9 protein-coding genes are annotated in these 13352 nt (G+C 44.0%); 6 read left to right on the top strand and 3 right to left on the bottom strand.

Annotation, left to right across the window (positions count from 1 at the left end; genetic code table 11):
• The first annotated feature begins 117 nt into the window (after window positions 1-117).
• Both ACYX4M_RS17625 and ACYX4M_RS17620 read left to right on the top strand, forming a co-directional pair.
• On the top strand, window positions 118-870 hold the full coding sequence (locus ACYX4M_RS17625; RefSeq protein ID WP_039216447.1) for an electron transfer flavoprotein subunit beta/FixA family protein: 753 nt from the start codon (window positions 118-120) through the stop codon (window positions 868-870).
• Window positions 867-1793, top strand: a complete 927-nt coding sequence (locus ACYX4M_RS17620; protein ID WP_476081096.1) for an electron transfer flavoprotein subunit alpha/FixB family protein — start codon at window positions 867-869, stop codon at window positions 1791-1793. Before ACYX4M_RS17625 ends, ACYX4M_RS17620 begins: the two co-directional genes overlap by 4 nt.
• Before the next feature lie 114 nt (window positions 1794-1907).
• On the opposite strand, the gene ACYX4M_RS17615 is transcribed toward ACYX4M_RS17620, so the two are convergent.
• On the bottom strand, window positions 1908-2216 hold the full coding sequence (locus tag ACYX4M_RS17615; protein WP_334060050.1) for an isoamylase early set domain-containing protein: 309 nt from the start codon (window positions 2214-2216) through the stop codon (window positions 1908-1910).
• 380 nt (window positions 2217-2596) lie between these two features.
• Between ACYX4M_RS17615 and ACYX4M_RS17610 the strand changes: the two genes are divergently transcribed.
• The 4 genes from ACYX4M_RS17610 (at window position 2597) to ACYX4M_RS17595 (ending at window position 9684) form a co-directional block, all read left to right on the top strand.
• A complete protein-coding gene (locus ACYX4M_RS17610; RefSeq protein WP_476081095.1) occupies window positions 2597-3829 on the top strand; it encodes an efflux RND transporter periplasmic adaptor subunit in 1233 nt (410 codons plus the stop codon).
• Complete coding sequence (locus tag ACYX4M_RS17605) at window positions 3829-6963, top strand: efflux RND transporter permease subunit (RefSeq protein WP_476081094.1); 3135 nt, start codon at window positions 3829-3831, stop codon at window positions 6961-6963. The genes ACYX4M_RS17610 and ACYX4M_RS17605 overlap by 1 nt, the downstream gene beginning before the upstream one ends.
• 48 nt (window positions 6964-7011) lie before the next feature.
• Window positions 7012-9174: a prolyl oligopeptidase family serine peptidase gene (locus ACYX4M_RS17600; RefSeq protein ID WP_476081093.1), complete on the top strand. Its 2163-nt coding sequence runs from the start codon at window positions 7012-7014 to the stop codon at window positions 9172-9174.
• A gap of 153 nt (window positions 9175-9327) precedes the next feature.
• Window positions 9328-9684 carry a hypothetical protein gene (locus ACYX4M_RS17595; RefSeq protein WP_476081092.1) on the top strand — a complete coding sequence of 119 codons (357 nt, stop codon included), beginning with the start codon at window positions 9328-9330 and terminating at the stop codon, window positions 9682-9684.
• Window positions 9685-9773: 89 nt separating this feature from the next.
• Here ACYX4M_RS17595 and ACYX4M_RS17590 read toward each other — a convergent pair whose 3' ends face one another.
• Both ACYX4M_RS17590 and ACYX4M_RS17585 read right to left on the bottom strand, forming a co-directional pair.
• A complete protein-coding gene (locus ACYX4M_RS17590; RefSeq protein WP_476081091.1) occupies window positions 9774-12050 on the bottom strand; it encodes a TonB-dependent receptor in 2277 nt (758 codons plus the stop codon).
• A 264-nt stretch (window positions 12051-12314) separates the two neighbouring features.
• Complete coding sequence (locus tag ACYX4M_RS17585; protein ID WP_476081090.1) at window positions 12315-13304, bottom strand: GlxA family transcriptional regulator; 990 nt, start codon at window positions 13302-13304, stop codon at window positions 12315-12317.
• Window positions 13305-13352 lie beyond the last annotated feature (48 nt).

The following is a 13352-nucleotide window of genomic DNA, read 5'->3' as shown; positions in this document are numbered from 1 at the left end:
CGTATAAGCATTGTTAAAGTTTCAAAAAGCGTGGTGAAGTAATACGTTTTTAATTATTAATAGTTAATTATTAATGAAACGTAATTAGCACTGACGAACTCAACAATTGAGGTAAATATGAAAATACTCGTACCGGTCAAACGCGCGATCGACTACAACGTTAAGGTAAGAGTGAAGGCTGATGAATCAGGTGTAGATCTTACAAACGCGAAAATGGCCATTAACCCTTTTTGTGAAATTGCTGTTGAAGAAGCCGTTCGATTAAAAGAAAAAGGCGTGGCAACGGAAATCGTTGTTGTTTCAATAGGTGATAAAAGCTGCCAAGAACAAATACGCACAGCACTTGCCCTAGGTGCTGATCGTGGTATCCAAATTGATACCGACCAAAATCTTGATTCACTTCAAGTGGCAAAACTTTTAGCGAAAGTGGTTGAAGAAGAACAGCCTCAACTAGTTATTCTTGGAAAGCAGAGCATTGACTCTGACAACAACCAAACAGGCCAAATGCTGGCAGCGCTAACGGGTATGCCTCAAGGTACCTTCGCTTCAGAAGTGGTTGTAGATGGTGAAAAAGTAAACGTGACACGTGAAATCGACGGTGGTCTTCAAACCGTAGCGCTGTCGCTTCCTGCTGTTGTAACGACAGATCTACGTTTGAACGAACCGCGTTATGCATCGCTTCCAAACATTATGAAAGCAAAGCGTAAGCCTCTTGACGTTAAAGCTGCGGCAGATTTCGGTGTTGCGCTTGAATCTAACGTTAAGGTATTGAAAGTTACGCCTCCGCCTCAGCGTGAGGGCGGCATTAAAGTGGCAGACGTTGCTGAGTTGGTAGACAAGTTAAAAAATGAAGCAAAGGTGATCTCATGAGCGTACTTGTATATGCAGAACACGACAACGCAAGCTTAAAAACAGAAACGCATAAGCTTGTTAATGCCGCACAAAAAATGGGTGGCGATATCCATGTTTTAGTGGCAGGTGAAGGTTGTCAAGCGGTTGCTGAAGCTGCGGCGCAAATTGACGGCGTTGCAAAAGTACTTGTTGCTGATAATGCTGCTTATAAAAACCAGCTTGCAGAAAATACGGCTGACCTAGTCATAGAGCTTGCAGGCGACTACAGCCACGTTGTTGCTGCCGCAACTACAACAGGCAAAAACTTTATGCCTCGCGTAGCTGCACTGCTAGACGTAGCGCAAATTTCAGACATTATTGGTGTAGAAAGCGAAGATACCTTTGTTCGTCCAATTTATGCAGGCAACGCAATTGCTACTGTTCAATCATCTGATGCGAAGAAGGTGATCACAGTTCGTGCCGCATCGTTCGATGCAGCGACAACAGGTGGTAGCGCAGAAGTGACAGCACTTGATGTTGTAAAAAGTAGTGATAAGTCTGATTTCGTTTCGGCAGAGCTTACCGAGTCTGAGCGCCCTGAACTAACGGCAGCGGAAGTGGTTATTTCTGGTGGTCGCGGTATGCAGAACGGTGACAACTTCAAGCTCCTTGAAGGTATTGCAGACAAGCTTGGTGCAGCCATCGGTGCATCGCGCGCTGCGGTAGATGCAGGCTTTGTTCCAAACGATATGCAGGTGGGTCAAACAGGTAAGATTGTTGCACCTCAACTTTACATTGCAGTAGGTATCTCGGGCGCTATTCAGCACCTTGCAGGTATGAAAGATTCTAAAGTCATTGTTGCTATCAACAAAGACGAAGAAGCGCCAATCTTCCAGGTTGCTGACTACGGCTTGGTAGGCGACTTGTTTGAGGTACTTCCAGAGTTGGAAGGAACGCTTTAATTCGAGCTCTTAGGCGAAATAAGACAAAGGCTGCATTTGTGCAGCCTTTTTTGTAGGGGTATTGTTATATGTACCTATGGCGAATCAAGATTTGTTTTGAAGCTGATTTACCACTCAAACACGCACAACTGAATTATCTTCTAGGCTAACAGGAGAGGGGGTATAAGCGTCGGCTGCCCAGTCGTTTTCCCATTTTTCACCATCGATAAGATAGCGAAACTGATATTCGTGATCTTTTTCCAAATCCACTGTTAATGTGAAATCGCCACTTTTAAGCTTTTTCATCGTCAGTGGCTGCGTTTTCCAATCAGTGAAATCTCCACATAGTGCAGCTTCTTTCGCATCTTTTGCTGCTTCCGCATTCAGTCGAAATGTCACTTTGCACAAAGGTTTTGATTTAAGGTATTGTTTCTTAAGACTCATAATGTGTTTTCCCTTCAACGTAGCGAAATCATTCCCGAGGCTATTTCTCATTAGAAAGTTAGCTTGAACAACAGCCGTCGGTTAACTCATAACCAATGAGTGCTCAAATAATCAACGAAAACCTGATAATTATCAATCTTACTTTGTATTCTTTTGATAATTTTTTATATTAGGTGTGCTGATTTTTGAATGTGTATAAAAACAACAATTAGAAACAAAATTTAACAATCTTAATTGAGCATGCAGAACATAAAATCAGTACACTAGTGTTGAAACAATAATAATAGAATTTAGCGGGTTATCAGGTGATAAGTGAATAGGGTGGTAGTCTATAGCCTAAATGTCACTAGCACAGGTGCCTTCTTTCTCAGGGATAGTAAATGAAAAACTCCATGTTAATGAAAAGTGGTATTCCATTATTCATAGTGCTGATCGCGTTTATCGCCGCGACGGTTATGATCAAATCACGTAAGCCTCCAGAGCAAGTGCCCGTAGAAATTCCCGCTTTTCTCGTTGACGCAAAAGAAGTTTACTCAGAAGCAGTAAACTTTGTTGTCAAATCCCAGGGTAACGTAGTTCCGCAGAATAAAACGTCATTGAGTGCACAGGTCAGTGGTCAAGTTATAAGCTTGTCGAAAGTTTTTGTTGCTGGTGGAACTTTTAAAAAAGGCGATGTACTTGCCACGTTAGAACAAGATGATTATCGTACTGATCTTAAGTTAGCCGAAGCTGAATTGGCCCAAGCTAAAGCAGCCCTTCAAGAAGAAATAGCTCGCGGAAAAGTAGCCGAACAAGAATGGCGTTCAGTCAGAAACGTAGCGCCGCCTGAGTTAGGCTTAAGAAAGCCTCAATTGGCAAAAGAACAGGCAAACGTGAAAGCGGCAGAAGCTAAGTTGGAGCGCGCTAAGCGTAACTTGGCTAGAACCCAAATTACCGCTCCTTACAACGGTATTGTGGTGGAGCGTAATATAGATCTCGGACAGTTTGTCGCCATGGGCTCTGTACTTGGCACTATTTACTCTACTGATACCGCGGAAGTTAGGTTACCTATTACCGACAGCGACTTAATGTTTATTAATATTGCTGGGCAGTCTAGCGAAGGGGCCCCTGTTTCATTAACTGCGACTGTTGGTGGTGTTAAACGCGTTTGGGAAGGTCAACTGGTTCGTTCAGAAGGTATTTTGGATACAGGAAGCAGAGTGGTGTATGCCATTGTTGAGGTGCAAGACCCTTACAATTTGCAGACTTCACACCAGTCACCTTTGCGTTTTGGACAGTTCGTTGAAGCAGAAATTACCTCACGTCAAAACGAAGAGCTTGTCGTGTTACCTCGCAGCATTTTGCGTTTAGACAATACCGTGCTTACTGTGAACGATAATCGCGAAATTGAAATTAAGCCTGTCGAAGTAGCCCGCACCACAGCGAAAGATGTCTTTATTCGCTCAGGTATTGCGGAAGGAAGTTTGGTGGTAACCAGTGCGGTTCCAAACCCATACGACGGCATGAAAGTGCGCCTGCCGGGTGACGAGCCCGTACTTGCTGATACTGCAGAAGCGGACTCTTCTGATAGTACTGATAGTGTGGAAAGCGAATCGTCGGAAGGTGACAACTAATGAGTCGCATCGATACCAACAAAGGTTTAATTGCTTGGTTTGCGCGTAACAATGTGGCGGCCAACCTGCTGATGATTTTGCTTATTGTGGGCGGCTTGTTCAGTGCTTTCAGTATTCAAAAACAAGTGTTTCCGAGCTTTGAAATTGACGTCATTAGTGTTCGTGTACCTTACTTGGGAGCAGCCCCTCAGGAAGTTGAAGAGGGGGCGCTGCTTAAAATTGAAGAGTCTATAAAGGACTTGGAAGGAATAAAGCAGCTGAACTCTACCGCCGTAGAAGGCATGGGGACGGTAAGTATACAGGTAGAAGAAGACTATGATGTTCAGTCTCTACTTGATGAAGTAAAGGTTCAAGTTGATGCCATTCCAAGTTTTCCCGCAGATACTGAAAAGCCCGTTATCTATCGCCAAAAAATCCAACAGGACGTGATATGGCTATCAGTTTATGGGGATGCTTCTGAAAGAGAGTTGAAAGAGTTTGCTAAAGACTTAAGGGATGACATTGCTAACCTGCCAGGTATATCAAGTGTTCAGGTTGTAGGCTCAAGAGATTATGAAATTTCTGTAGAACTATCTGAAGTCGATTTACAAAAGTATAACCTTACGTTTGCTGATGTGGTCGCTCGTTTGAGTCAAACCAGTGTCGACTTACCCGGTGGTTCAATTCGCACGGAAAACGGCGACATACTGCTAAGAACAAAAGGGCAGGCCTATACCGGTTGGGACTTCTCTCAAATCGTACTCGTCACAAACGCTAACGGTACTCGCGTTACTTTGGGTGATGTTGCCTATATCAACGATGGCTTTATTGAAAACAATCAATATGCATTGTTTGATGATAAACCCGCGGTTAGCTTGCGTGTGCAGGCTGTGGGAGACCAAAACGCGTTAGAAATTTCAGAGCAAGTTAACGCTTACATTGACAGTCAAAAATCGGAATTTCCCGCGCATATCACTGCCGATACGTGGGGTGATAGCTCATTCTATCTGGCTGACCGACTTAATATGATGCTTGAGAACATGTTCTTCGGTGCATTGCTTGTATTCTTAGTACTTTCACTGTTTTTGAAAATTAAGCTCGCGTTTTGGGTTATCGTTGGCTTGCCAGTCTGCTTTCTTGGCACCCTGCTTGTGATGCCGTTAGATATGGTTGGCGTGTCGATTAACATGCTTAGTCTTTTTGCATTTATTCTTGTATTGGGGATTGTGGTAGATGACGCAATTATCATGGGTGAATCGGCTTACTCTGAAATAGATAAAAAAGGGCACAGTGCTGATAACGTTATTGCGGGCGTTAAAAAAGTTGCTATGCCTGCAACTTTTGGTGTTTTAACCACTATTGCTGCGTTTTCACCCATGCTTATGGTATCCGGTCCATTCGGCATTATTTGGAAAACCATCGGCATGGTGGTGATTGTTTGTCTTATCTTCTCGCTTATTGAATCGAAGTTAATCCTGCCGGCGCACTTAGTGCACATGAAGCTCAAGCCTTATGATCCGGAAAAAGCTAACGCGTTCCAAAAGTTCCGCGACTTCTTCAGTGAAGGCATAAAGACATTTATTAATAATAAGTACGCGCCGTTTCTGGCAAAAGCAATACGCAATCGCTATACAACAGTGGCAGTCTTTTTGGCGATGCTTATTCTTACAGTGGGGCTGTTTGGTGGCGGCATCGTGCGTTTTGTATTCTTCCCGAATATTCCTAGTGACTTTATGATGGCCAGCTTTGAGTTAGAGCCCGGCTCGTCACTAGAACAGCGAGATAAGGTACTAACTACACTTCGCGAAGCTATGCATCGTATGGATGACAAAGTTGCAGAAGAGACGGGCGAAAACGTCATTAAGCACGCGATAGCCTTTGACAATGGTAACTTAGGTGGTGAAATTTTTGCTGAGCTTACAAAAGGTGAAACCCGCACGCTTACTGACTTTGAAATTCAGGATATGTGGCGTCAAGAGGTCCCTGAAATTCCGGGAGTGAAGTCATTTAATATTAGCTCACCGGGTGGTCCTGGCGGCGGTGCTGACTTAAGCTTTGAATTCAGCTCTAGCGATATTAAGGCATTGCGAGCTATAAGTGACGATATAAAAGAGGCCTTAGATAAATACGAAGGCGTTACCGATATCAACGATACCTTCTCAGGCGGTAGCGAAGAAATTCAGTTAGCGCTGAAACCTCAGGCCGATGCGTTGGGCATTTCACTGCGCGATTTAGGTCAGCAAGTTCGCTTTGGTTTTTACGGTGCAGAAGTGCAGCGTATTCAGCGTGATGATGAAGAAATAAAAGTTATGGTGCGCTACCCGAAAGCGGAACGCAGTTCCATAGAGCATCTTGAAAATATGCGTATTCGTGCGCCAAACGGTCAAGAGATCCCGTTTGAGCAGGTGGCCACATTCACCGTGGGGCAAGGGTTCGATTCAATCATTCGTGTAGATGGTAAACGTTCAGTCACCGTAACGGGTGTAGTTGATAAAGCGTTACTTGACCCTTCAGAAGTGACTAACGATGTCATTGATAACTTAATGCCAGACCTACTAGCCCGCTATCCGAGTGTTGAATTTCAGCTACAAGGAAATTCAAAGGAGCAGGCTGATGCTATGGTAAGTCTGATGCAGGGGCTCTTGTTTGCGTTATTTGCTATTTATGCCTTACTTGCGATACCGCTTAAATCATACAGCCAACCCTTCATTATCATGTCAGTAATTCCTTTTGGTATTGTGGGCGCAATAGTTGGTCATTTGGTATTGGGAATGGCAGTGAGCGTACTATCGGTGTGCGGCATTATCGCATTGTCAGGTGTTGTGGTGAACGACAGCTTGATTATGGTGGACTTTGTGAATCGTGCTCGTAAAGAAGGCATGTCACTTATGGATGCGGCTATTAGCGCTGGAACACAGCGTTTTAGAGCTATTATCCTGACTTCATTAACAACTTTCATGGGGCTTATGCCAATAGTGTTTGAGCGCAGCTTGCAGGCTCAAGTTGTTATACCAATGGCGGTTTCCTTGGCCTTCGGTATTTTGTTTGCCACGGTAATCACCTTGCTGCTTGTTCCTGCACTGTACTTAATTCTCAACGACCTTAAAAATGTGTTTAGAGGAAGAAGACACCAACAAGTTACGACAGAAAGCTAAATAGACAATGCCGGGTAAAACCGGCATTTTCTTTTAAGGAATGAAAAAATGATAAAAAATCTGATTTATGCAGCTGTAGTAGCAGCGTCAGCATGCTTAACTTTTGCATGCACAACTTCACATACCGCTGATACTAATTTGGTTGGAAGTGAAACCCAAAGCGCTACTATGCCTAAGGTATCTAGCTATCCAGCAACCAAAACCGTTGCGCAGCAAGATAACTATCACGGTACTATGGTAAGCGATCCATATCGTTGGTTAGAAGACGAAAAGAGCGAAGAAGTTAAAGCTTGGGTCGATTCGCAAAATACGTTGGCTCGTCCTTATCTGGCTGAACTACCTTCTAGAGAGCTTTACAAAGAACGCTTAACCGCGCTATGGGATTACGAGAAGTATTCAACGCCCTACATGGTGAACGGCAAGTTGTTTTATTCTTATAACGACGGCTTGCAAAATCAGTACGTACTTTATATGGCCGATGGCGTAAACGGTGAACCTGAAGTACTCATCGATCCGAATACCTTGAGTGATGACGGTACCGTGTCAATGGCGTCGACTGAGCTCAGCCCTAAAGCGTCTTATCTTGCCTACATGCTGTCAGACGGCGGCACCGACTGGAAGACCATCCACGTTCGTAACACCAGCAGTAAAGAAGACTTAACCGATACCATTGAAGGCATTAAGTTCTCAAATATTGCTTGGCTTCCGGATGAAAGTGGTTTTTTCTATTCTCGTTACCCAAAAGATGAGGCGGATAAATATGATGATAGCCAAACCGTATCTATCTATTTTCACGCTATAGGTACAGAGCAAAGTGCAGATAAAAAGGTCTTTGCATTTGATAATAAACCCACTTGGAACCCATATCCATCAGTAGTGCAAGATGGAAATACGTTGCTTATATCCGTATTTGAGGGGTATCAGGCTAATGGGGTTTATGCTAAATCTCTTACAAAAGAAAACAGTCATCTTGTTCCCGTTTTCGATAAATGGGATGGGCGTTACGATTTAATTGGCGAACAGAAAGATGCGTTATTTTTTAAATCTACTGCAGGCGCGCCAACTGGTAAGGTCGTTAAAGTCAATTTGGATGGTGGTGTTAAAGCAACGGAAACCGTAATTGAAAGTACTGCTGCTACCTTGTCTAGCGTTTCACTTTTAGGTGAAAAGCTTTTTGCTCAGTATCTCAAAGACGTAAAAGGGCAAGTAAGTGTCTTTGATTTAAGCGGCAAAAAAATCGATGAAATAGCGTTTTCTGATATCGGTAGCGTGAGCGGCTTCTACGGCGGTAAAAATGCAGATACGACCTTTTACAAGCTTACTGGGTTTACTAACCCGGGTCAGGTGTATGCCTACAATGTTGAAAGTGGTGAGTCATCACTATTTAAAACTATCGATACGGGAATTAACTACGATAACTATGAAACCAAACAGGTGTTTTACACCAGTAAAGATGGCACCAAAGTTCCCATGTTTATTGTGCACAAGAAAGGCTTAAAGTTAGACGGAAACAATAAAACCCTATTGTACGGTTATGGTGGCTTTAATATCTCATTACTACCACGATATTCAGTGTCGCGCATGGTATGGGTAGAGCAGGGAAACGTTCTGGCTATCGCAAACTTACGAGGTGGTGGCGAATATGGGCAGCAGTGGCATAAGGCTGGCACTAAGCTTAACAAGCAAAACGTTTTTGATGACTTTATTGCGGCCGGCGAGTACTTAGTGGAAAGTGGGTATACCAATCCAAACAAAATGGGTATACAAGGTGGCTCAAATGGCGGCTTACTTGTGGGCGCAACACTTACCCAGCGACCTGATCTCTTCTCGGCAGCACTACCCGCAGTGGGTGTATTAGATATGCTTCGCTATCACACACCTAGTGCAAATGCGCGAGCATGGTCTTCTGATTACGGCTTAAGTGAAAACAAAGACGAATTTGAAGCGCTTTATGCTTATTCGCCACTTCACAACACTAAGCCCGGCACTTGTTATCCGGCTACATTAGTAACAACAGGCGATCACGATGACCGCGTTGTACCGTGGCATAGCTATAAGTTCGCTGCGCAACTACAGGCAGATCAAGGGTGTGATAATCCAGTACTGCTTCGTGTAGAAACCCGCGCGGGTCACGGCGCGGGCACGCCTACTTGGATGCGAATTGAGGGGTATGCCGACCAGTGGGCGTTTTTAGAATCGGCGCTTAATTAACTTCTCATTATTTCGAAAGAAAACAAGCCGCTTTTTAAAGCGGCTTTTTTGTTTGCATTTTAAACAAATAACCATATACTGTATAAATATCAGTATGGTTTATTTTGAGTCTTATATGGTTGGGCTACTTCGCACAACCTTTAGGAGAAAATTATGCAAACAGGCATCAAAGCGGTTGATCAACTTATTTCAAAACACGGCATTTTGGCTGAATTCGGTTCAGACACGTTTCAACGCCGTACTCGCCTCACCGGTGGCGATGAGCGCGCAAACGCGCTGCCTTTTTGTATGTATCAAAAAGTGGCGCACGCCCCATTATCAAAGCAATTTACCGTGCACCATTTTTATATGCCGGGTAATAAAGGAAAGTTAGCGAGCTTTCTGTTTGATGAAAAAGGGCAGCTAATAGAACAGGTCTACTATCAAAAAGTCGCGCGCTGGGTGCAGGTGTGCAGAAAGTTACAGCAGCTGGTGCAAGTGCCAACCTCAGACGTTCACATGGCGGCCTAAAAGAAATAAAAAAGCGGTAACGTTTTTCAACGTCACCGCTTTGATAATCTAAATAGCTATAATAAATGAAAGTAGCTACTTATCTTTGATTAATAGTAAGTGTATTTGAACTCAACACCCCAAACGCGCGGCTCATTCACGATACCTGTAAGGTTGTTGAAGTCGATGGCACCTTTAACGTTGTCTTCGTCAGTAATGTTACGACCAAATAACGCTACAGTGTAGTTGTGCGCGAAGTTTTCGTAACCAATGCGTAGACCGCCTTCAAAGTTGTCGTCAGTAGTGAACTCAACTGCTTCGTAAAGGAAGATGTTGGTTTCACCCTGGAACGCCCAATCAGTAAATACGAAGAATTCACCGTCATCACCCATAGGGATGGTGTAGCGTGCTGTGAAGTTGAAGATAGACTCTGGCGCCTGTGGGAATGGGTTGCCGTCGATAGAGGCTACAAAACCGTCTGGACGAGGGTCTGTTACTGTACAGTTACCGGTAAATCCATCAGCAGCACTTGTTCCACACGGTGAAACAGTCAGTGAGTCATCTTTAATTTCAGTGTGGTTATAGCTGTAACCCGCTGTAAACGTAAGCTCATCAGTCGCTAGCCACTGTGCGTCTACTTCAAAACCGTACGCTTCGCCTTTGTCAGCATTTACAAGGGCAGTAAAGTTGTTGCCACCACCGATTGCTGAGAACTGCATGTCATCTACTGTGTAGTAGAATGCTGCAGCGTTTAGACGTAGTGAGTCATCGAGCAAGTCCGACTTAATACCAAGTTCAAATGAGTTGATCGTTTCTGCATCTGCAACTGAAGGCGAGCCTTCGAATGCAACGTCGCGGCCTTGAATTGTTTGAGCACGGAAGCCATTAGCGTAGCGAGCAAAAACAGACATATCATCAGTAACGCGATAGTTTGCGCTAAGTTCAAAGCTAGTTTGACCGTCGTCCACATCGATGTCTTCGTAGTCTTGTACTTCCGCAGCGCCAATTACTAGAGCAAAACCGTCAACGTTTTGGTCGCCGACTACTAAACTTTTAGAGTCGTGGGTGTAACGAATACCGCCCGTAACGTTTAGTTTTTCGTTAACTTGATAAGACGTCTGACCGAATACTGCCCACGTTTGGTTTTCGTGGAATACGGTTGTTGCACCAAAGAATCCGTCGATGCTGGTAACGTTAAACGATGCGTCATAGTAGAACGCACCTAGCTGCCAGTTCAAAGCATCGCGAGTGTTGCTAGAGAATCTAAACTCTTGGGTATATTGCTCTAAGTCGTCTAGGTTATCTTGCGTAACCGCTGAAAAAGGAATGAATCCAGGGCCTGATGTGCCGTCGGCTCGATTAAAGCCACCATCAACATCACCTAGGCTCGAACCTTCAGCAGTCTCAATAGCAGAGATTGAGGTGAAAGTAACTTCATCCATGTCGTACTCTAGTTTCAGTGAAGCACCAAAACCGTCGTACTCTTGTGGGTTGTTATCAATGCCGTCGCCTTGAAGATCTCCGTCGTAGAATACAGTTTCGCGATCGTAGTTTTCGTTAAGTTCGTTGCTGCCTTTAGTAAACACGTTAGCGCGGAAAATAGACGCTGTGCCTTCAAGCTCACGGCCGTGTACGTTTAACAAAGCAGAAAAGTCGGCAGACGGCTCCCAAAGAAGCTGTAGACGATAGGCTTTTTCGTCATAGCCACCGATCGCGTCGTTTTCGCCCGTGAAAGCATTATCGATGTAATCATCACGTTCTTGTGATAGCAATGATAAACGCGCGGAAAGCTCGTCAGTTAGGCCGCCGCTAATGGCGCCTTCAAAATTCATAGTACCGTATGAACCGAAACCAGCTTTCGCGTAACCTTCTACATCTTGTGTAGGCTTGACGGTGTCAAATTTAATAATACCGGCTGTGGTGTTACGACCAAATAGTGTGCCTTGTGGGCCGCGAAGTACTTCAACTTGCTGTACGTCGAAAAGCGGGAAGCTTTTAAGTACTACGTTTTCCATTACCACTTCGTCCATGATAATAGAAACAGGTTGTGATGCAGCGAGGTCGAAGTCGGTGTTACCTAGACCACGAATATAAAAACGTGGTGCAACACGACCGTTTGAAGATTCTGCATAAAGACCCGGTACGCGAACAGCTAGAGCAAGGATATCTTCACCGCCTGAAAATAGGCTTTCGAATTTTTCACCGCTTAGAGTCGCTACAGAAATAGGGACTTCCTGAATAGACTGGGTACGCTTTTGCGCAGTTACGGTAATTTGTTCAAGTGAGGCTTCTTTTTTTTCTGTCGTTGCGGCCTCTTGTGCAAGAACTGAAGAGCTGAACGCTGCACTAACAGCTAACGCTAGAGTGGCGATTTTGTGTGTTCTCATGTTTCCACCAAGATGATTTTAAATTTATACTTTTGTAGTGTTTTTAGCACAAAAATTAACAATCTATGCTTGGCGTTGCATTTTACACAAACTTTTAAATAAAAACTTCATATTTGTGCAAAAGAACGCATTTCTCCCCTAAAAGTGCACCATATAAGTTCGAGTGCATGTGTTGAAAGTGCACCTGTGCTCAGGTATGGAGCATGCCAATGCTGTTGAAGATAACTTTATGGTGCAAGTCGTATATAAGCGTATAAAATTTTGCTAACTTCGTTTGAACTTTGCGCGATACTGAGAAGGTGATAATCCTGTCGTTTTTTTAAAAAGGCGAGTGAAAGAACTCAGATCTTCATAGCCTACCGAATTGATCAATTGCTCTAGCGGCATGCTGGATGTCTCGAGTAGTTTCCTTGCGTGTTCAATTCGCAGTGACTGTAAGTATTGGCCGGGCGTGGTGTCGCACGCGTTCTTAAAGCGGCGAATAAGCGTGCGTTCAGTCATATTGTGGTGATGTGCTAATTCACTTAGCTTGCATTTGCGCTGTAAATTCTTTTCCAAAAACGACTGGACCGCTTTGATATCTTTGTCGGTGTGAAAGCGCCGTTGACGACTGCTTGCATACACTGTCTGGCTCGTTCTCGACACATCTAACACATGAGACTTTGCAGTATCGCTGGCAATTTGGTGACCACAGTAGCGCTCTATCAAAAGTATCGACAGGTCAATCCATGCCATACCGCCGCCCGCGCAATAAACAGTGTCGTCCTCTGTCACCATTTTCTCTGGCTGCAGATTTACATTTGGAAACATGGTCTCGAATTTTTCAGCATAACCCCAGTGAGTCGTTGCGATTTTATTATTGAGTAAACCTGTCTGCGCTAATAAAAAATTACCCGTGCAGTTAGCTGCTATATCCGCTCCCATTTTTTGAAGGCGCTTGATATGAACCAGTAGCGGCTGTGTGTCATTCAGTACTTCATCAATATCGCCACCGATAGTTGGAATAAGCAAAACATCGGTGTGAGATACATCTTCAATAGCAATATTCGGCTGCAGCAAAACTTGATTAGAGCAGAGAATAGATTGCCCATGATGACTAGCCAGTTGAACTTTAAATTGGGGTGTGGTGGGCAGATTATGAATTCGCTGCCAACTAATACCGGCAAAAGCGAACACATCAAGTGCACCTGTAATAGCAGATGCCAGGGCTTGATCGAAACCAAGAACAGTAACAGTCAATTTCGCGCTATTCATAAAAATAATTAAATTTATAAGGAGACATAAAAGATAATGATTATTGGC

Source organism: Alteromonas sp. ABV4_150 (genome assembly GCF_056311745.1).
This window is presented reverse-complemented; position numbering and strand designations above follow the sequence as displayed.

Excerpts from the sequence above, each read along its gene's own strand:
- ACYX4M_RS17625 (WP_039216447.1), top strand. The coding sequence starts at position 118 with ATGAAAATACTCGTACCGGTCAAACGCGCGATCGACTACAACGTTAAG.
- ACYX4M_RS17620 (WP_476081096.1), top strand. The coding sequence starts at position 867 with ATGAGCGTACTTGTATATGCAGAACACGACAACGCAAGCTTAAAAACA.
- ACYX4M_RS17615 (WP_334060050.1), bottom strand. The coding sequence starts at position 2,216 with ATGAGTCTTAAGAAACAATACCTTAAATCAAAACCTTTGTGCAAAGTG.
- ACYX4M_RS17610 (WP_476081095.1), top strand. The coding sequence starts at position 2,597 with ATGAAAAACTCCATGTTAATGAAAAGTGGTATTCCATTATTCATAGTG.
- ACYX4M_RS17605 (WP_476081094.1), top strand. The coding sequence starts at position 3,829 with ATGAGTCGCATCGATACCAACAAAGGTTTAATTGCTTGGTTTGCGCGT.
- ACYX4M_RS17600 (WP_476081093.1), top strand. The coding sequence starts at position 7,012 with ATGATAAAAAATCTGATTTATGCAGCTGTAGTAGCAGCGTCAGCATGC.
- ACYX4M_RS17595 (WP_476081092.1), top strand. The coding sequence starts at position 9,328 with ATGCAAACAGGCATCAAAGCGGTTGATCAACTTATTTCAAAACACGGC.
- ACYX4M_RS17590 (WP_476081091.1), bottom strand. The coding sequence starts at position 12,050 with ATGAGAACACACAAAATCGCCACTCTAGCGTTAGCTGTTAGTGCAGCG.
- ACYX4M_RS17585 (WP_476081090.1), bottom strand. The coding sequence starts at position 13,304 with ATGAATAGCGCGAAATTGACTGTTACTGTTCTTGGTTTCGATCAAGCC.